The organism is Solirubrum puertoriconensis, from assembly GCF_001483135.1.
Lineage (GTDB): Bacteria > Bacteroidota > Bacteroidia > Cytophagales > Hymenobacteraceae > Solirubrum > Solirubrum puertoriconensis.
This window is the reverse complement of record NZ_LNAL01000007.1, coordinates 690,807-709,017: the sequence shown is the minus strand read 5'-3', so window position 1 is coordinate 709,017 and position 18,211 is coordinate 690,807. Positions and strand designations below refer to the sequence as shown.

General features: G+C 56.6%; 17 protein-coding genes. 8 read left to right on the top strand and 9 right to left on the bottom strand.

Features of this window, described 5'->3' with window-relative positions:
* Window positions 1-250: 250 nt before the first annotated feature.
* The 3 genes from ASU33_RS13525 (at window position 251) to ASU33_RS13515 (ending at window position 3,050) form a co-directional block, all read left to right on the top strand.
* Window positions 251-1,141: a 3-hydroxybutyryl-CoA dehydrogenase gene (locus ASU33_RS13525; RefSeq protein ID WP_059071349.1), complete on the top strand. Its 891-nt coding sequence runs from the start codon at window positions 251-253 to the stop codon at window positions 1,139-1,141.
* A gap of 255 nt (window positions 1,142-1,396) precedes the next feature.
* Window positions 1,397-1,939, top strand: a complete 543-nt coding sequence (gene msrA, locus ASU33_RS13520) for a peptide-methionine (S)-S-oxide reductase MsrA (protein ID WP_059071348.1) — start codon at window positions 1,397-1,399, stop codon at window positions 1,937-1,939.
* 175 nt (window positions 1,940-2,114) lie between these two features.
* Entirely contained in the window at window positions 2,115-3,050 is a 936-nt protein-coding gene (locus ASU33_RS13515) for an isoaspartyl peptidase/L-asparaginase family protein (protein WP_059071347.1), read from the top strand.
* Between the two features lie 69 nt (window positions 3,051-3,119).
* On the opposite strand, the gene ASU33_RS13510 is transcribed toward ASU33_RS13515, so the two are convergent.
* A complete protein-coding gene (locus tag ASU33_RS13510; RefSeq protein ID WP_059071346.1) occupies window positions 3,120-3,938 on the bottom strand; it encodes a 2,3,4,5-tetrahydropyridine-2,6-dicarboxylate N-succinyltransferase in 819 nt (272 codons plus the stop codon).
* Between the two features lie 70 nt (window positions 3,939-4,008).
* Between ASU33_RS13510 and ASU33_RS13505 the strand changes: the two genes are divergently transcribed.
* The 4 genes from ASU33_RS13505 (at window position 4,009) to mnmE (ending at window position 8,534) form a co-directional block, all read left to right on the top strand.
* Entirely contained in the window at window positions 4,009-5,223 is a 1,215-nt protein-coding gene (locus tag ASU33_RS13505) for a glycosyltransferase (RefSeq protein WP_160328194.1), read from the top strand.
* 78 nt (window positions 5,224-5,301) lie between these two features.
* Window positions 5,302-6,312 (top strand): 3-oxoacyl-ACP synthase III family protein, encoded by a 1,011-nt coding sequence (locus tag ASU33_RS13500; RefSeq protein WP_059071344.1) that lies wholly within the window; start codon window positions 5,302-5,304, stop codon window positions 6,310-6,312.
* 145 nt (window positions 6,313-6,457) lie between these two features.
* Window positions 6,458-7,117 carry a metal-dependent transcriptional regulator gene (locus ASU33_RS13495; RefSeq protein WP_059071343.1) on the top strand — a complete coding sequence of 220 codons (660 nt, stop codon included), beginning with the start codon at window positions 6,458-6,460 and terminating at the stop codon, window positions 7,115-7,117.
* Window positions 7,118-7,151: 34 nt separating this feature from the next.
* A complete protein-coding gene (mnmE, locus tag ASU33_RS13490) occupies window positions 7,152-8,534 on the top strand; it encodes a tRNA uridine-5-carboxymethylaminomethyl(34) synthesis GTPase MnmE (RefSeq protein ID WP_059071342.1) in 1,383 nt (460 codons plus the stop codon).
* A gap of 18 nt (window positions 8,535-8,552) precedes the next feature.
* Here the strand turns inward: mnmE and ASU33_RS13485 are convergent, their stop codons facing one another.
* A complete protein-coding gene (locus tag ASU33_RS13485; RefSeq protein WP_059071341.1) occupies window positions 8,553-9,449 on the bottom strand; it encodes an aldo/keto reductase in 897 nt (298 codons plus the stop codon).
* Between the two features lie 320 nt (window positions 9,450-9,769).
* Between ASU33_RS13485 and ASU33_RS13480 the strand changes: the two genes are divergently transcribed.
* Entirely contained in the window at window positions 9,770-11,062 is a 1,293-nt protein-coding gene (locus tag ASU33_RS13480; RefSeq protein WP_059071340.1) for a citrate synthase, read from the top strand.
* Between the two features lie 73 nt (window positions 11,063-11,135).
* On the opposite strand, the gene ASU33_RS13475 is transcribed toward ASU33_RS13480, so the two are convergent.
* The 7 genes from ASU33_RS13475 to lepA all read right to left on the bottom strand — a co-directional run bounded on the left by ASU33_RS13475 (window position 11,136) and on the right by lepA (window position 18,053).
* Window positions 11,136-11,504 (bottom strand): hypothetical protein, encoded by a 369-nt coding sequence (locus ASU33_RS13475; RefSeq protein ID WP_059071339.1) that lies wholly within the window; start codon window positions 11,502-11,504, stop codon window positions 11,136-11,138.
* A gap of 89 nt (window positions 11,505-11,593) precedes the next feature.
* Window positions 11,594-11,968 carry a hypothetical protein gene (locus ASU33_RS13470; protein WP_149867209.1) on the bottom strand — a complete coding sequence of 125 codons (375 nt, stop codon included), beginning with the start codon at window positions 11,966-11,968 and terminating at the stop codon, window positions 11,594-11,596.
* A 344-nt stretch (window positions 11,969-12,312) separates the two neighbouring features.
* Window positions 12,313-14,253 (bottom strand): OmpA family protein, encoded by a 1,941-nt coding sequence (locus tag ASU33_RS13465; protein ID WP_286130538.1) that lies wholly within the window; start codon window positions 14,251-14,253, stop codon window positions 12,313-12,315.
* An 11-nt stretch (window positions 14,254-14,264) separates the two neighbouring features.
* Window positions 14,265-14,846 carry a 7-carboxy-7-deazaguanine synthase QueE gene (locus ASU33_RS13460; protein ID WP_059071337.1) on the bottom strand — a complete coding sequence of 194 codons (582 nt, stop codon included), beginning with the start codon at window positions 14,844-14,846 and terminating at the stop codon, window positions 14,265-14,267.
* Between the two features lie 216 nt (window positions 14,847-15,062).
* Window positions 15,063-15,974: a bifunctional 5,10-methylenetetrahydrofolate dehydrogenase/5,10-methenyltetrahydrofolate cyclohydrolase gene (locus tag ASU33_RS13455; protein ID WP_059071336.1), complete on the bottom strand. Its 912-nt coding sequence runs from the start codon at window positions 15,972-15,974 to the stop codon at window positions 15,063-15,065.
* A gap of 3 nt (window positions 15,975-15,977) precedes the next feature.
* Window positions 15,978-16,166: a hypothetical protein gene (locus ASU33_RS13450; RefSeq protein ID WP_059071335.1), complete on the bottom strand. Its 189-nt coding sequence runs from the start codon at window positions 16,164-16,166 to the stop codon at window positions 15,978-15,980.
* A gap of 99 nt (window positions 16,167-16,265) precedes the next feature.
* Window positions 16,266-18,053, bottom strand: coding sequence for a translation elongation factor 4 (gene lepA / locus ASU33_RS13445; RefSeq protein ID WP_059071334.1), 1,788 nt, complete (start codon window positions 18,051-18,053; stop codon window positions 16,266-16,268).
* Between the last annotated feature and the right edge of the window lie 158 nt (window positions 18,054-18,211).

The window sequence follows — 18,211 nt, the reverse complement described above, 5'->3', positions numbered from 1 at the left end:
GGTTTTTACGCGGGGTTATGCAAAAGGATATAAGGACAAGCAAAAAATAATAAAAAATATAGGCATACATCTATGTATGTAATTGATTGCCTGAACAAAAACTTTCGTTGTTGTCTGCTGTTTAGGCGCATTAAACTGCCCTAGGGCGCTGCAATGCGGCTTGGGCAGCCCAATGGTTTAGGTTAGCTTTGCCCATTCGCCGCGGCAAGCGGCGCCTTCCATTACGCTCATCACCCCTACATCCCACCACATGCTGAACGTTGCCGTTATTGGCTCGGGCACCATGGGCAATGGCATTGCCCACGTATTTGCCCAGTATGGTTTCCCCGTTACCCTAATCGATATCAATCAGGCTGCCCTCGATAAGGCCATCCTAACGATTACCAAAAACCTCGACCGCCAGGTAAGCAAAGGCTCGCTGACGGAAGACGACAAAACCGCTACCCTAGGTCGGCTGCGGCCCAGCACCTCGCTGGCCGAGGGCGTACGCGAGGCTGGCTTGGTAGTAGAGGCCGCTACCGAAAACATAACCATCAAGCTGGATTTGTTTCGGCAGCTCGACGAGCTTACCCCGGCCGAATGCATTCTGGCCTCGAATACCAGCTCCATCAGCATCACCAAAATTGCCGCCGCTACCAAGCGTCCCGATAAGGTAATTGGCATGCACTTTATGAACCCGGTGCCGGTAATGAAACTGGTTGAGGTTATCCGCGGCTACGCCACCTCCGACGAGGTAACGCAGCAAATCATGGAGCTTTCGCGCCAGCTGCAGAAGGTGCCCACCGAGGTAAACGACTACCCCGGCTTTGTGGCCAACCGCATTCTGATGCCCATGATCAACGAGGCCATCTACTCGCTGTTTGAAGGTGTAGCCGGCGTAGAGGAAATCGACACCGTAATGAAGCTCGGCATGGCACACCCCATGGGCCCACTGCAACTCGCCGACTTTATTGGTTTGGATGTTTGCCTGGCTATTCTGCGCGTGCTGCACGAAGGCTTGGGCAACCCCAAGTATGCTCCTTGCCCCCTGCTCGTGAACATGGTAATGGCCGGGCGCCTAGGTGTGAAATCGGGCGAAGGCTTTTACACCTACACGCCGGGCTCCAAAGAGTTGGTAGTTGCTCCGCGCTTCGCGAAGTAGGCCACGCCCGAGGCTTGTTTGTTGGCGGACCAAGGCTGCGGCTTTGGTCCGCTTTTTTTAAGTAGTAGTAAAGCTAGGTCCTGGGGCACCTCGTAGGTAAGCCCAAATTGCCGACTCTTTATGCTTCGCAAACTTTCGCGCCGTGTTTTGGCTTATGTACGTATGCAACGCTACATGCTTGTGCTGCCCTTGCTGCTTGGCTTAGCCATTGGCGCAATGGGGCAAGCAAAATCTACTTCACAATCAGCAAAACGAATGGAACTTGCAACGTTTGGCGCCGGCTGCTTCTGGTGCGTCGAAGCTGTTTTTCAGGACCTGGATGGTGTTGAAAAAGTGGTATCGGGCTACGCCGGGGGCCGCATTGCCAACCCTACTTATAAAGAGGTGTGCTCAGGCCTCACGGGGCACGCCGAAGTAATTCAGCTTACCTTCGACCCCAGCAAAATCACGTATGACGAGCTGCTCGAAATCTTCTGGAAAACCCACGACCCGACGACCCTCAACCGCCAGGGCAACGACGTAGGTACGCAGTACCGCTCGGTGGTCTTTTACCACAACGATGAGCAGAAGCGCCTGGCCGAAGGATACAAAAAGAAGCTGAACGAAGCCAACGCGTTTGGCAAGCCCGTGGTAACCGAAATTCAGGCTGCGCCTACCTTCTATGCCGCCGAGAACTACCACCAGGATTACTACAACCAGAACATGCAGCAGCCTTACTGCCAGTTTGTGGTGAAACCCAAGGTGGACAAAGTTCGGCAGGTGTTCGGCGATAAGCTTAAGGCCGAAGCCAAACGCTAGCATCCGCAGCCCTACACAAAGCCTGGTCCAGTGCCAGGCTTTTTTGTGCCTTTACCTTAGCCCTGCTTTGTCCTAGGTGAACCTTCGCCCAAACCCTGCCCACAGCCTTCCGTAACACACGTGGCCGCATTGCACCCACACCGCTAGTCACCGCACCCTTTAATACTTACCGAGCATGGGCAAATGCGTGCTTATTATTCATGGCGGAGCTGTTAACACCGATCCGGCTACCATCCCGCCCGAAAAAGAAGAACAACTGAAGAAAGGCCTGAAAACAGCGCTGATGGCCGGCTATGAGATTCTGGAACGCGGCGGCCACGCGCTCGATGCCGTTGAGGCAGCCGTAAAAAGCATGGAGGACAACCGCCTCTTCAATGCGGGCCGGGGCGGCATGTTCAACATCAACGGCGAAGTTGAAACCGAAGCCGCTATAATGGATGGCGCCACCTTGCGCGGAGGCGCGGTTAGCGGACTTAAACTGGTGCGTAACCCGGTAAGCCTGGCCCGCACCGTGATGGAGAAGTGTAAGCACTCTTTCCTGACCGCCGAAGGCGCGCAGGAGTTTGCGTTGTCGCAGGGCTTAACGTTGCAAGACCCCAATTACTTCAAAACCGACGAGCAACGGCAAGAGTGGATGGAGATTTTGCAAGAAGCCGAGGTAGAACACGCAAACAAGCACGACACTGTAGGTGCCGTGGCACTGGACATGCACGGCAACTTAGCCTCGGCTACCTCCACCGGTGGCATCGAAGGCAAGCTGCGCGGCCGCGTAGGCGACAGTTGCATCTTCGGCGGCGGCGCTTACGCCAACAACGAAGTTTGCTCCGTGTCTTGCACCGGCGACGGCGAAATCATCATGCTGGCTAGCGTAGCGCACGAAGTGTACGCACTTCGCAAATACAAAAAAATGACCATCACCAAAGCTGCTCAGGCTGCCGTGGAGATGTACGCCGACAAGCTCGCCGGCGACCGGGGCATCATTGCCGTCGACCCCGAAGGCAACGTCGCCATTGAGTCGAACACCAATGTGTTCCGCTGCGCTTACCTCACTGACGACAAAGAACCGTTTATTGCCATTTGGAAGGAGGAACTGGAAGAACACTTCAAGTAGCCCCTTCCCTGTTTCCAACAAAAAAGCCCGACCACCTAGGCCGGGCTTTTTACTTAAGAGCAGCTGATACTACACCGCTACGTTGTGCTCGCGCAGCGCGTCGTTGAGCGAAGTCTTGAGGTCGGTGCTGGGCTTGCGCTGGCCAATAATGAGCGCGCAGGGCACGTGGAACTCGCCGGCCGGGAACTGCTTGGGCAACGAGCCGGGAATTACCACCGAGCGCGGCGGTACGTAGCCGCGGTATTCCTTGCCCTCGGGCGTGCTCACATCAATAATGCGGGTGCTGCCCGTGATGGTTACGCCTGCACCGATTACGGCCTCTTTGCCGATGTGGCAGCCTTCAACCAGGATGCAACGTGAACCGATGAAGGCACCGTCTTCGACAATAACTGGCGCAGCCTGCACCGGCTCGAGTACGCCACCTAGGCCTACCCCACCCGACAGGTGCACGTGCGAACCTACTTGCGCGCACGAGCCCACGGTAGCCCAGGTATCTACCATAGTACCTTCGCCCACGTAGGCACCGATGTTCACGTACGAGGGCATCATGATTACGCCGGGCGCCAAGAACGCACCGTACCGGGCCACGGCCGGGGGCACCACGCGCACTTGCTGCTGAGCGTAGTTGGTCTTGAGTTTCATCTTGTCGTGAAACTCGAAGATGCCCAACTCGGTGGTTTGCATTTGCTGCAGCGGGAAGTACAGAATAACGGCCTTTTTAACCCAGTCGTTTACCTGCCAGGTGCCGTCTTCCTTGGGTTCGGCCACGCGCAGCTGGCCGCGGTCGAGGTGTTCAATTACGGTACGAATGGCCTCTTGCGTGGTCGCATCTTGCAGTAGGCTGCGGTCGTTCCAAGCGGCTTCGATAAGAGAATGAGTGTCGGTCATGATGAGTCCAAAGGAGAGTTAAGCGGCCGCAGGTTTCATGCGGCCGCGCGAAAGTAGTAGGTTTGACCTTGTGCATCCCCCTTCGCGCCTTACTCCCGTCATTTTATTGGCTTCGGTGCTCAAGCCCGTCGACGATACGCGCATGTACGAGAAGTTCGGGCGCACCCTGGCCGAGGCGGGGTACGAGGTGCACATTGCCGGCCGCGCCAGCAAGCTAGGTACGCCGCCGCCCGAGGGCATTCAACTGCACCCGCTCTTCAGCGGCTACCGCCTTTCCCTGGGTAGGTTGGCAGCACAGTGGCGCTACTGGCAGCTTTTACGGCAGCTGCGCCCGGACTTGGTGGTGGTGCACGCGCCCGAGCTGCTGCCGGCTACGTTGCTCTGGCGTTGGCTCGGCGCTGGCCGTAGCTTCATATATGATGTGCGCGAAAACTACGCGCTCAACATCCGCACGCAGCACGTATATCGCGGGGGGCTGAAACGCCTCCTGGCCGCGGGCGTTGCGTTCATCGAAAAGGCCGCCGTTCGCCGCGCCGCCGCCGTGCTGCTAGCTGAGCGCAGCTACGCCGAGGAGCTCCAGTACTTGCCCCCGCAGCGCACCGTGGTGCTCGAAAACAAGTACGTAGCGCCGCCTGGCACTGATCAGTCAGCAGCAAAGGATTGGCCCGTGAGCTTACCACCGAGGGAGCAGCCGCTGCGGTTGTTATTCTCGGGTACACTTTCGGCCCTTACCGGCGTGTTCGAAGCCATTAGGTTTGCCGATCAACTCCGAGGGGCTTGGCCCAAGCTGCAGCTTACCGTAATGGGCTACTGCCAACAACCCCAGGAATTGTACCGGCTGCAGCAAATCGTGGCAGCCAATAGCAGTTGGCTTACCTTGGTTGGTGGTGCCGAGCCCGTAGCGCACACCGCTATTATAGCTGCCAATGGCCAGCACCACCTAGGGCTGCTACCCTATCAGCCGCACCCTAGCTCTTGGCGGTGCATACCTACCAAGCTTTACGAGTACATGGCAAACTGCCTACCCGTATTGATACCGCCCAACCAGTTGTGGCACGCTGAAATACATCGACATTCGGCGGGGCTTGTAGTACCTTTTGGCGAAGCGCTTACCGCCGCACAGCTCACTGAACTGGCAACCGAGCTGATCAGCGAAAAGTACTACCCAGCTGGGCCAGTGGCCGAGGCTATGTGGCAGACCGAAGCTCCGCGTTTGCTTGCCACCGTAGCTGCTGGCCTGCCGCCACCCCCAGCGGCAACTAGCCACCTAGGCGCTGCGTTGTAAGCGCAACACTAGTTGTTATCTTTGACGCCTTTTTTGCCTGTTTTTCCCGCCCCGACCTCATACCACACCCCCATCATCATGCCCCAACTCCGTAGCTCTGAAATTGCCGGTGTAGGCCACTACGTACCCTCCCGCGTAGTTACCAACGCCGACCTCGAACAAATGATGGAAACCACCGACGCGTGGATTCAGGAACGCACCGGAATCCAACAGCGCCGCTGGTTTAACGAAGGCGAAGACACCACCGCCAACATGGGCGCCAACGCCTCGCGCATGGCCCTGGAGCAAGCTGGCATCACAGCCGAAGACGTGCAGCTGATCGTGTTTGCTACCCTTTCGCCCGACTACGTTTTCCCGGGCTCGGGCGTGCTGCTGCAGCGCGAGTTGGGCATTAAGGAGAACATCCCGGCCATCGACGTGCGCAACCAGTGTTCGGGCTTCATCTACGCCTTGTCAGTTGCCGATCAGTTCATCAAAACCGGCATGTACGACACCGTGCTAGTAGTAGGCTCCGAAATCCACTCGTCGGGCCTCGACAAAAGCACCCGCGGCCGCGGTGTATCGGTAATTTTCGGCGATGGTGCCGGTGCCGCTGTGCTGCGCCCCAGCACCCGCGAGGGCCACGGTATCCTGAGCACGCACCTGCACGCGCAGGGCGAGTTTGCCGAGGAGCTGATTACCGTGGAGCCTGGCTCGAATAAGGATAACCGCGTGCAAGTGGTGCTCGACAAACCCGAAGCCATGTACCCCTACATGAACGGCAACACCGTGTTCAAGCACGCTGTAACGCGCTTCCCGGAGGTAATTATGGAAGCCTTAAATGCCAACGGCTACCAGCCTTCTGATATCGACCAGCTGATTCCGCACCAAGCCAACCTGCGCATTACGCAGTACGTGGGCCAGAAAATGGGCTTGGGCGAAGACAAGGTATTCAGCAACATTCAGCGTTATGGCAACACCACTGCCGCTTCGGTACCGCTGGCCCTGAGTGAAGCCCTGCAGGCCGGCCGCATCAAGCGCGGCGACCTGGTGTGCTTGGCCGCTTTCGGCTCGGGCTTTACGTGGGCTTCGGCGCTTATTAAGTGGTAAGGCTTAACAGTTGAAGGGCTAATTCAGCAGACTTGCAAGCGAGGCTGGCGCATTATGCCAGCCTCGCTTTTTTTTGGGACCTTTGCCCCGAGTTCCGCTGACTTACTCCAGAGCTCGTTATTCTCAATCCAGAATACCCAAAGCCTTGCCTAGCCACACCGAGGAAAACTACCTAAAGGCCATCTACAAGCTTTCTGAAGCTGAGCCCGGCGCCGAAGTAAGCACCAACCGCATTGCCGAGGTGCTGCACACTCGCCCGGCCTCGGTTACCGATATGCTGCGTCGCCTAGGTGATAAAGGCTTGCTGAGCTACCAACGCTACCGCGGGGTACTGCTTACGCCCGAAGGCAAACGGCTGGCCTTGCTTACCATTCGCAAGCACCGTTTGTGGGAAGTGTTTTTGGTGCAGAAGCTGGGCTTTGCCTGGGACGAGGTGCACGAAGTAGCCGAGGAAATGGAACACATCAGCTCGCCGCTGCTGGTGCGCCGCCTCGATCAGTTTCTGGGGTTTCCGCAAGTCGATCCGCACGGCGACCCTATTCCGCGCGAGGACGGCGAGATGCACCGCCCCCAACACCTGCTGCTGTCGGAGCTGCAGTCGGGGCAAAGTGGATTGCTCGTAGCTGTGAAGAATACCTCCCAGCCCTTTCTGCAGTACCTCAACAAAGTAGGCTTGGGCCTGGGATGCGAGGTTAAAGTACTGGATAAAATATCCTTCGACAACTCGTTAGAAATTAGCATTAACCAAGCACCAAAAATTCAAATATCAGCCGAGGTAAGCCGCAACCTTTACGTTACGGCTTAGCTTTTCTTCAGGTCCGATTATTCCTGCTTCCGCCGTGCTGCCACCTGCTCTTTCCGATACCATCGTTGCGCTTTCTACGCCGCCTGGCGCCGGTGCCATTGCCGTCATCCGCCTTTCCGGCCCAGCTGCCATCAGCATTACCGATGAAGTTTTTCGGGGCAAGAAGCTCACCGATCAACTGGGGCACACCTTGCATTACGGCACCATTCGGGATGCCGAGCGCCTGCTCGATGAGGTGGTAGTGAGCCTTTTCCGAGGGCCGCATTCTTACACCCGCGAAGATGTAATCGAAATCAGCACCCACGGCTCCGACTACATCGTGCGCGAGCTGCTGGCCTTGCTGGTGCGCCGCGGGGCCCGCCTGGCCGAGCCGGGCGAGTTTACCAAACGCGCCTTTCTGCACGGAGCCCTCGATCTTGCCCAGGCCGAAGCCGTTGCCGACCTGATTGCCGCCGACTCGGCGCTGCAGCACCGCGTGGCCATGAATCAGATGCGCGGCGGCTTTTCGCGCGAGCTAAAAGACTTGCGCCAGCGCCTGATTGACTTTGCCGCTTTGCTGGAGCTGGAACTCGACTTCGGCGAAGAAGACGTGGAGTTTGCCGACCGCACCGGTTTGCAGCGCCTGCTAACGGAGGTGCAAACGTTGGTGCAGAAGCTGCTGCGCTCGTTTGAGTTGGGCAACGTCATCAAGAACGGCGTAACCACGGTAATTGCCGGCCGGCCGAACGCCGGCAAAAGTACCCTGCTCAACGCGCTGCTCAACGAGGAGCGCGCCATCGTATCGGCCATTCCGGGCACCACGCGCGACTTCATCGAGGATGAAGTAAGCCTTGAGGGCATCAAAATCCGGTTTGTGGATACCGCCGGTCTTCGCGAAACCACCGACACCGTTGAGGCCATTGGTGTGGAGCGCACCCGCCAACGCGTGCAGCAAGCCGCCGTGGTGCTGTACCTGTTCGATCTGGCAACTGCCACGCCGGCCGAGGTGGCTGCCGATATAGCCGCACTGCCGCTTCCCGCTGGTGCCCACCTGCTGCTCGTTGGTAACAAGCTCGACGAAGCACCCGCCGCCCCCGTGGCTGCCATGCAGGCGACTTACCCCGAGATGCTGCTCTTGTCGGCTGCCAGCCACGATGGCCTCGAGGCGCTCCGCCAACGCCTGTTGGCCACTGTGCGCCGCGAAGGCCTCGATGCCGGTGCCGCTACCATTGTAACCAACTTGCGCCATGCTCGCTCGCTCGAGGTTGCGCTTGAGGCCCTAGGTGCTGTGCAGTACGGCTTGCAGCACGGGCTGGGCACCGAGCTCGTTGCCTCCGACCTGCGCCGTGCCTTGGCAGCCCTGGGCGAAATCACCGGCGACATCAGCACCGACGACCTGCTGGGCAGCATCTTCACCCGCTTTTGCATCGGCAAATAAGCAGCGGCCCTAGGTGCGTTAGCGGTGCTGCTCGTACAACAGCGCAGGCGCTGCTACGCGCAAAGCGGCCAACTCGTCAGGGGTAAGTGGGGCCATGCTGCTGGTGGCCAAAGCTTCGCGCAAATGTGCCTCCGTACGAATGCCAATTACCGCCGAAGTTACCGCTTGCTGCTGCAGCACAAAGCGTGCAGCTACACCAGCCGCACTTCGGCCAGGGCTGGCTACTGCCTTAACTGCCGCTGCCACTTTGGCTACTTGTCCGGCCGAATGCCCTAGGTACGATTTGGATTCTTTGCCAAGCAACAAGCCTTGGGCAAGGCTACCCCTAGCCAACACACTTATCTGGTTGTGCTCCAAGAGCTGCAGGCACGTTTCCTCGGGACGGCGGTCGAGCAGGCTGTACTGCATCATTACGCTGACGGCCTTGGAGCGCTCGGCATAAGCGCGAATAACATTGGGCCTGATGGACGAAATGCCGTAGCAGCGGATTTTGCCTTGCTGTTGCAACAAGTCGAAAGCTTCAATTACCTCGTCAATGGGGTCGTCGAGGGTGCCGCCGTGTAGTTGATACAGGTCGATGTAGTCGGTTTGCAAGCGGCGGAGGCTTTGCTCAACGGCTTCCAGAATGTACGCCTTGCGCGGGTTCCAGTCCCAGCCGCTGCCATCGGGCCGCCACTGGTTGCCCACTTTGGTGGCTATGATTACTTGTTGGCGCACTTCCCGCAAGGCAGCTCCAACAGCGGTTTCGTTTTGGCCTTTGTCATACAAATCGGCCGTATCAAAGTAATTGATGCCCTGATCGAAGGCGAAGCGCAGCAACCGTGAGGTGTGCGCCTGCTCCAAGCCAAGCGACATGCACCCAAACCCAATTTCGCTTGCCTGCAGCTCGGATTTGCCTAGGTGGTTGTACTTCATAAACGTACGGGGGTTGGATAGTGCAACAAGCAATTGTACCGGCTCATACGCTGTTGCGCAGCTGAGGGCCATATATGCCGCGAAGGGGGCGGTTGAGGTCCGCTGGCGGTGTTCAGCAACGCACCATTGTGGCTTAAATAATTTTAATCCGGCAGCCAATTCGCGCTAGGTTCTGCTTGGCTTTCAATAGGAAACAACCCGGCAGCTTTATTTGTACTACACGTGGCCGCGTGCAATTACATCTTTGGGTTGTACGACAACAGCCTAATTGCGTACTTCGCCTTTGTACGCACCCACTCCTGTCCACTAATCTGTTTGTAATGGCAGAAACTGCTGAAATCATCCTCGACGGCCAAACCTATCAGCTGCCGGTCGTGGAAGGCTCCGAGAACGAAAAAGCAATCGACATCAACAAGCTCCGCGACCAATCGGGCTACGTCACGCTGGACTCGGGCTATAAGAACACCGGCGCTACCAAAAGTGCCATCACTTTCCTCGACGGCGAAGAAGGCATTCTGCGCTACCGCGGCTACCCCATCGAGCAGTTGGCCGAGCAGTCTACGTTCATGGAAGTGGCCTACCTGCTGATCTACGGCAAACTGCCGAGCGCGCAGGAACTCAACGACTTCAACAGCCAAATCATGCGCCACACCCTCGTTCATGAGGACGTGCGCAAGATTTTCGACGGTTTCCCCTCGGGTGCACACCCCATGGGCGTGCTGTCGTCGCTGGTTTCGGCACTTACGGCGTTCTACCCCGAGTCGCTCGACCCGAACCAGAGCCAAGATGAAGTAAACCTGAACATCAAGCGTCTGATTGCTAAAATCTCGACGCTGGCAGCGTGGTCGTATAAAAATTCGGTAGGCCACCCGGTAAACTACCCCAAGAACAAGCTCGACTACGTGTCGAACTTCCTGCACATGATGTTCGCTTTCCCGACGGAAGACTACGAAGTCAACCCGGTGGTAACCAGCGCCCTCAATAAGCTACTGATCCTGCACGCCGACCACGAGCAAAACTGCTCGACCTCGACGGTGCGCATGGTGGGCTCGGCCAACGCTTCGCTGTACTCGTCGGTTTCAGCTGGTATCTGCGCCCTGTGGGGCCCGCTGCACGGCGGTGCCAACCAAGAGGTTATCGAAATGCTGGAAGAAATCCAAAAGGACGGCGGCAACACCCAGAAATGGGTCGACAAAGCCAAAGACCCGAACGATTCGTTCCGCCTGATGGGCTTCGGTCACCGCGTGTACAAAAACTTCGATCCGCGCGCTACCATCATCAAGAAGGCTGCCGACGAAGTTCTGACCGCCCTAGGTCTGGAAGACAGCCCCCTGCTGAAGATTGCCAAGGAGTTGGAGCAGGCCGCCCTAACCGATGAGTACTTCATCAAGCGCAAGCTCTACCCGAACGTAGACTTCTACTCGGGCATCATCTACAAAGCCATCGGCATTCCGACGGAAATGTTCACGGTGATGTTTGCCATGGGCCGCCTCCCCGGCTGGATTGCCCAGTGGAAAGAAATGCGCGAAAACAAAGAGCCGATCGGCCGTCCGCGTCAGATTTACGTGGGTGAGAAAGAGCGTAACTACGTGCCGCTGACCGAGCGCGCCTAGCTACCACCTACTCTCTACAAACAGAAACGCCAGCCCGAAAAGGCTGGCGTTTTTGCGTTTGGGCCGGTGGGTACTAGCGGCTCGACGACGAGTTATCCATTGCTGTCATGTTCGCCTTGGACTGGCGGTAGGCAACCATTTGACGCGGCCACAGAATGGAAGCCATGTCCCACTCGTAACGATCTTGCAGCTCGGCCAAAGCAATGTCGAGCTGGGCGGGGTCGGCGGCAAATTTCTCTTTAAGGCTTTGCGTTGCCGAAAGCATATCGAGGTTGAGGCGACGCACCTTTACAAACTGGGCTTCGTTCAGCGGCACTTTCTCGGCCAATTGGCGCGTGAGCTTGGTTGCACGGCCATTCAGCGAGGCATCATCAGCGGCTGTAGCAACTTGGGCAAAGCAAAGCGGCAGAGCGAAAGCGAGTAGGTAGAACAGCTTTTTCATAACGGTGGAGTTGAACTGGGTTTGTGAAGTCTGAAAGAAATTCGGAAGGTGGCTCCGCCTGTGAGCGTGGCGGAGCCCTCCTGCCTAGTTTATTGTTGGCTGATTGAACCTAGGGCGGTCATATTCTCCTGGCTTTTTTGCATGGCCGTGAGCTGCGCTGGGCGTAGCATAAGGGCTAGCTCCATGTTGTAGCTCACCTGGGCTTCGGCCATGCGCGCATCCCGGATTTCCGGATCGGCAGCAAAGCGTTCTTTCAGGTCGTCCATGGTAGAGAGCATGCGCAGGTTCAATTGCTTCAGCTTTACATACTGGCCTTCGTCGAGGCGAATTTTCCCAGCCATGGCCCGCGTAAGCGCCGTAGCGCGCGAATTCAGGCCATTGGGGGTTTCGTTCTCCGGATCAGAAGCCCGTACGGCCAACTGAATTCCGAATGCCAGACCCGCGAGTAGAAGAAGCTTTTTCATGTGGAGTTGGTGAAGGAGGGTTGGTGACTGTTTAAAGAGAAGTGTGCGTAGCGTAAATGCATGTACTAGGAGTTGATTTGAAAATTCGAAGGTGAAAGACTGCCTAAACGGATGGGGTTCGGCATGGCCCAAATGTAGAGATTAATTTAAAATAAAAAAGAAAAATTATAACTATTCTCCCGTAAACCTTGCACATAACCAGCACATTTATCTCGTTCTTAGATGATTATGCCTGCTAGGTGCAACGTTCACTCAAAAACCCAATAGCAACTATTCAAGAACGAAAAAGCCAGCCCCTCACAGGGCTGGCTTTAGCACTTAAACCAGGATATAGATGAATTTTGCTACAGAATACTCAACTCTATGCGCCGGTTCTGTTGCCGATTTTCGTCGGAGGTATTTGGAGCTAATGGCTTGGTTTCGCCGAAACCCTTGAAACGGAGGCGTTCGGCCTTCACACCGTGCTCAACGAGGTAGCTGTACACCGATTTTGCCCGGTTTTTCGACAGTACTAAGTTGTCCGAATCGGTACCAACGTCATCGGTATGGCCCGATATTTCTACCTGAATATCCGGGTATTGCGCCATGAATTTGATGAGGCGATTGAGCTCGGTTTTCGAGTTGGGCTTTAAGGCGTACTGCTTGGTATCGAAGAACAGGTTATTGAGCACGATGCTTCGGCCAGCCTTCACGGGCTCCAGGTAAATATCCAGCGTTAAGGGGTCAAAACTGCGCTTGTCGGAGTAGTCAAAGTTGAGGCTCTTCATCAGGTACTTGTCGGCCACGGCGTACATACCGTATTGGTGGCCTTCGTTTAGCACCACGGTATAGTCGCCTTCAACCGGGTCGCTGGTAACCGACTGCGTCAGCTCGTCGGTACGCAGGTCGTAGAGCTGTACATCAGCTTGCAGGGGCTTCTTGGTTATGGCATCGAATACGCGCCCCTGGGCGTAGGTGCTTTGCTCCTGCGAGCGAATTTGCTTGGGTACCTCGAAGCCAAATAGCTCTACCGGCCGGTCGCGCTCGGCTACAGCGGCCTCGGCCGGGCGGGTGCGCGAGCAGAACCCCCGGCGGTTATCCGACGAAATAAAAAGCGAGGCTTCGTTTTCGTAGGTATTGAGCGGGTACCCCAGGTTTTGCGGCACCGACCATTTACCGCCAGTAAGGCTGCTCTTGTAAATGTCTAGTCCGCCCATGCCCACCAGCCCATCGGTAACGTAGTAGAGCGTGGTACCGCTGGCGTGGATGAACGGAGCCATGTCCTTGCCAGGCGTATTCACCGGAGCCCCTAGGTTGCGGGCCAGGCTCCAAGTGCCGTCTTCCTGCAAGGTGGTAACGTAAATATCCTCTTTGCCTTGGCCACCTCGGCGGTCGGAAGTAAAATACAGCGTGCGTCCATCGGCCGATAAAGTGGGCTGCGAGTCCCAATTAGTCGAGTTGACGTTGCGCCCTAGGTTACGTGGCTTGCTCCAGGCGTTGCCCGTACGGCGGGAGATGTACAAGTCGCAATTGCCTACGGCGCCGGGCCGGTCGCAGGAGGCAAAAACCAGCGTTTTGCCGTCGCCCGAAATGGTGCCAGCCCCCTCGTTGAACTGCGAGTTGATGGCGGCCGAGATAAGCGCCGGGTCGCCGAAGGAGCCGTCTTTCTCCAGCCGGCTTACTACAATGTCTTCGTCGGAGTCGGCGGTTTTGCGAGCCGTGAAAACCAGAAAGCGGTTATCGGCAGTGACAGCAGGAAAATACTGAAACCGGAAAGTATTCAGCGGAGCACCCAAGCGTTCGGGTACCTGCCCCACAGGGTTTGCTATGGAGTTGATGGCAAAATCGCAATTCTTCAGCTGAAACTGAGCCCGAGTAATGTAACGCTGCCCTTTAGGAGCTGCCTTCAAGTATTTCTCGTACGCCGACTTTGCCACTTGGTACTCCCCTAGGCCAAGGGCCAGCTCGCCTAGATTGAAGTAATCATTCATGCGAGCGGGTGCAAACGCCGCTTTTTCAACACCTTCGCGATAAGCCTCGTAGGCCGGCCGGGTTTCGCCCATGGCCTTATAAAGCTGCCCTTTCAGCAGGAACGCTTCCGCCATCGACGGAAACTTTTGGTTAAGCGTGGTGAGCGTTTCGAGTGCCTTTGCAAAATCGCGTTCCTTGGCTTGTTGCTGCGCTTTCTCCCACAGGTTACGGGCTTTGGTATTAGCAATGGGTACTTGAGCTTGCGCGGCGGCGTGCTGCACGGGCAACAGGCTACCGGCAGCTACAACCACGAGGGGCAGCAGCAAACGGCGCATGGGCAAGTTGGCTAGGGAATATCCAGGTATTTATGCGTTTGCAACGACACCTGCCATTGCGGGTGTTGCTTCACATAGTCGATGATGAGCGGAGTTACGGCAGCTGCTTTGCTCCACTCGGGCTGCAAAAACAATCGGCACTGCGGCCCCACTAGGGCGGCATGCTGCTCGGCCCAAGCAAAGTCGCTTTTGTTGAAGACCACCACCTTCAACTCGTGGGCATGCAGGAGCACTTCTGGCAACGGAGCCTTAAACTTCTTCGGCGACACGCATATCCAGTCCCACTCACCCGATAGTGGGTGGGCGCCGGAGGTCTCGATCCAGTTTTGGCAACCGGCTGCGTGCAAGGCCTGCGTAAGCGGGCCTAGGTCGTACATCAGCGGCTCACCGCCTGTAATTACCACGTTACGTCCGGGGTGTTGCCGTACCTCGGCTATAAGGCTTTCGATGGTAAGCCGCGGGTGTGCATCAGCATCCCACGATTCCTTAACGTCGCACCAATGGCAGCCCACGTCGCAACCACCCAGGCGAATGAAGTAGGCTGCCCGACCGGCGTTGGCGCCTTCGCCCTGGATGGTATAGAACTGCTCCATTACGGGCAATGCTGGCAAGGCAGAGGCCGTTGGGGCAGATGACAAGACGGTAAGCTGCGGGTAAGTCAAAACAGTACAGTAAGCGCAAGAAGAAATACGTTGGGCCGCTGAGTAAACGGAAATCATCCTTGGCGGGATTTTCTCGCTTCCTAGCGGCCCAACATTAAAATTAAAACAACCCAACGGCTTTGGCAATTCCCAAAGCCAAGCTCAAAGCTATTTTGGGTAAATCTCTCCTTTTGCCGCCCGCAGGGTATTAAGCAGCAGCATGGCAATTGTCATGGGCCCAACGCCGCCGGGCACCGGAGTAATATAACTCGTTAAAGGTGCTACTGAGGCAAAATCAACGTCGCCGCGCAACGCCCAGCCGCTCTTCTTGGAGGCATCTTCCACCCGGGTAGTACCTACATCGATAACCACTGCGCCTGGCTTCACCATATCGGCCGTTACAAAGCCCGGCCGACCTAGGGCCGCCACCAAGATGTCGGCTGTACGGGTGATGCTAGGCAAATCCTGGGTGCGGGAATGGCATAAAGTAACAGTGCAGTTACCAGGCTCTAAGTTTTTAGCCAGCAAAATACTAACTGGCGTACCAACGATGTTCGAACGACCAATTACCACACAGTGCTTGCCATCGGTGGTAAGCTCGTAGCGCCGCAACAACTCCACAATACCCGATGGGGTAGCCGGCAGCAACGATGGCAGGCCAGCTACCATTCGCCCGATGTTCATGGGGTGAAAACCATCAACGTCCTTCTCCGGCCGAATAGCCTCAATAACCTTGTTGGTGTCGATGTGCCTAGGCAACGGCAGTTGCACAATGAAGCCATCAATTTCCGGATCGTTGTTTAAGTCGTCAACCTGCTGCAAAAGCTGCGCCTCGCTGATGTCGTCTTCAAAGCGCAACAAGGTGGAGCTGAAGCCCACCGCCTCACAAGCCAGTACCTTATTACGAACGTAGGTTTCGGAGCCGCCGTCGTGGCCAACGAGCACAGCCGCTAAGTGCGGCACCTTTTGGCCGGCAGCTTTTAGCTGCTCGACTTCGGTGGCAATTTCGCGCTTGATGTTCTCGGCGGTCTGCTTGCCGTCGATAAGGCGGTAGGTAGTGGCGTCGGGAGCAGTGGTCATAGCTTATTCCTGTTCGGAGGAGTTTGGATTGGGAGTTTCGTTGTTTCGGGCAATGGCCGCGCGACCGGCTATGAGGATGGCTTTTTCCATCACGGGCCAGTCGTCGCGCCAGCGAAAGCGCAGTTCCTGACCGCGGCGGATCTTCTCGAGTTGAGCTTCGCTCGTGCAATTCTTGGTTAGCGCATCATTCATATCATTGGGGTTATCACACAGCGCTTTTGCAAGAATTGCATGAAGTGAAAAAAGTGAATGGTAAAAAAAACGCGGCCCACTTGGAGCCGCGTTTTCGCATTAGTCGATTTTTAGCACTGCCAGGAAGGCTTCTTGCGGAATTTCCACGGAGCCCACTTGGCGCATCCGTTTCTTACCTTCTTTCTGTTTCTCCAACAGTTTGCGCTTACGCGAGATGTCGCCGCCGTAGCATTTGGCAATTACGTTTTTGCGCAAGGCCTTCACGGTTTCGCGGGCTACGATCTTTTGGCCAATGGCAGCCTGAATGGCAATTTCGAACATCTGGCGGGGCAGCAGCTCTTTGAGCTTTTCGCAGAGGCGCTTACCCCAGTCGTAGCTCTTGGAGCGGTGTACGATGGCCGACAGGGCGTCTACCTTCTCGCCATTTAGCATCACGTCCAGCTTCACCATGTCCGACTGACGGAAACCAATCAGTTCATAGTCGAGGGAAGCGTAACCGCGCGAAATAGTCTTCAGCTTGTCGAAGAAGTCGAACACGATTTCCGACAGCGGCAGCTCAAACGACAGCTCCACCCGCTCCGACGTCAGGTACGACTGGCCTTTGATGATGCCACGCTTTTCCATGCACAGCGTAATGATGGGTCCCACAAACTCGGCCGCCGTGATGATCTGCGCCTTGATGTAGGGTTCCTCGATGTGCTTGATCAGGTTGGGCTCGGGCATTTCACTCGGGGCCGATACCATTTTGAGCTCGTCGCGGTTGCTGATGACCTTGAACTGCACCGAAGGCACAGTGGTAATCACCGTCATGTTGAACTCGCGCTCCAGGCGCTCCTGCACAATTTCCATGTGCAGCATACCTAGGAAACCGCAACGGAAGCCGAAGCCCAGAGCAGCTGAGGTTTCGGGCTCCCACACCAGCGAGGCGTCGTTGAGCTGCAGCTTTTCCATGCAGGAGCGCAGCTCTTCATATTCGGTGGTATCCACGGGGTAAATGCCGGCGAATACCATGGGCTTTACGTCCTCGAAGCCTACAATGGCCTCTTGCGTAGGGCGCGCCACGTGAGTAATGGTGTCGCCAACTTTTACTTCGCGAGCTTCCTTGATGCCCGAAATCAGGTAGCCTACGTTGCCGGCTGACATTTCGCCGCGGGGCTCCTGGTTCAGCTTCAATACCCCAATTTCATCGGCGCCGTATTCCTTGCCAGTAGCCAGGAAACGCAGCTTGTCGCCTTTGCGCATGGTGCCGTTCTTGATGCGAAACAGTACTTCGATGCCGCGGTACGAGTTAAAAACCGAGTCGAAAATAAGGGCCTGTAGCGGAGCCTCCGGGTCGCCCGAGGGCGGCGGAATACGCTCCACGATGGCGTTCAGTATTTCTTCGATACCGATACCGGCTTTACCCGAGGCGTGGATAATGTCCTCGTGTTTGCAGCCGATCAGGTCAACGATTTCGTCCGAAACCTCTTCCGGCATGGCGTGCGGCAGGTCGATCTTGTTCAGAACCGGAATAATCTCCAGATCGGCGCCGATGGCTAGGTACAGGTTCGAAATAGTCTGGGCTTCGATGCCTTGCGAGGCGTCAACGATCAGCAGGGCGCCTTCGCAGGCGGCGATGGAGCGCGACACTTCGTAACTGAAGTCGACGTGACCGGGGGTATCAATCAGGTTGAGCGTGTACATCTCCCCTTTGTAGGGAAATTGCATTTGGATAGCGTGGCTCTTGATGGTGATACCCCGCTCCCGCTCCAAATCCATGTTGTCGAGCAGCTGCGCCTGCATCTCGCGCTGACTCACCGTGCTGGTAAATTCCAGCAGGCGGTCGGCCAGCGTGCTTTTGCCGTGGTCGATGTGGGCGATGATGCAGAAGTTGCGAATGTTCTTCACTCGGCTTGAAATAAGGCTTTATGCAGCCACGAAGGTAGCGTTTTGGGGCCGCAATTGCTACGGAACGCCCCAACAAGGCCTTTGGCTGCGTTTTGGCAACCGTGCCTTGCCGGCCAGAGTTCCACAAAATTACGTTGGCAGAATATTCCTCAGCTGGA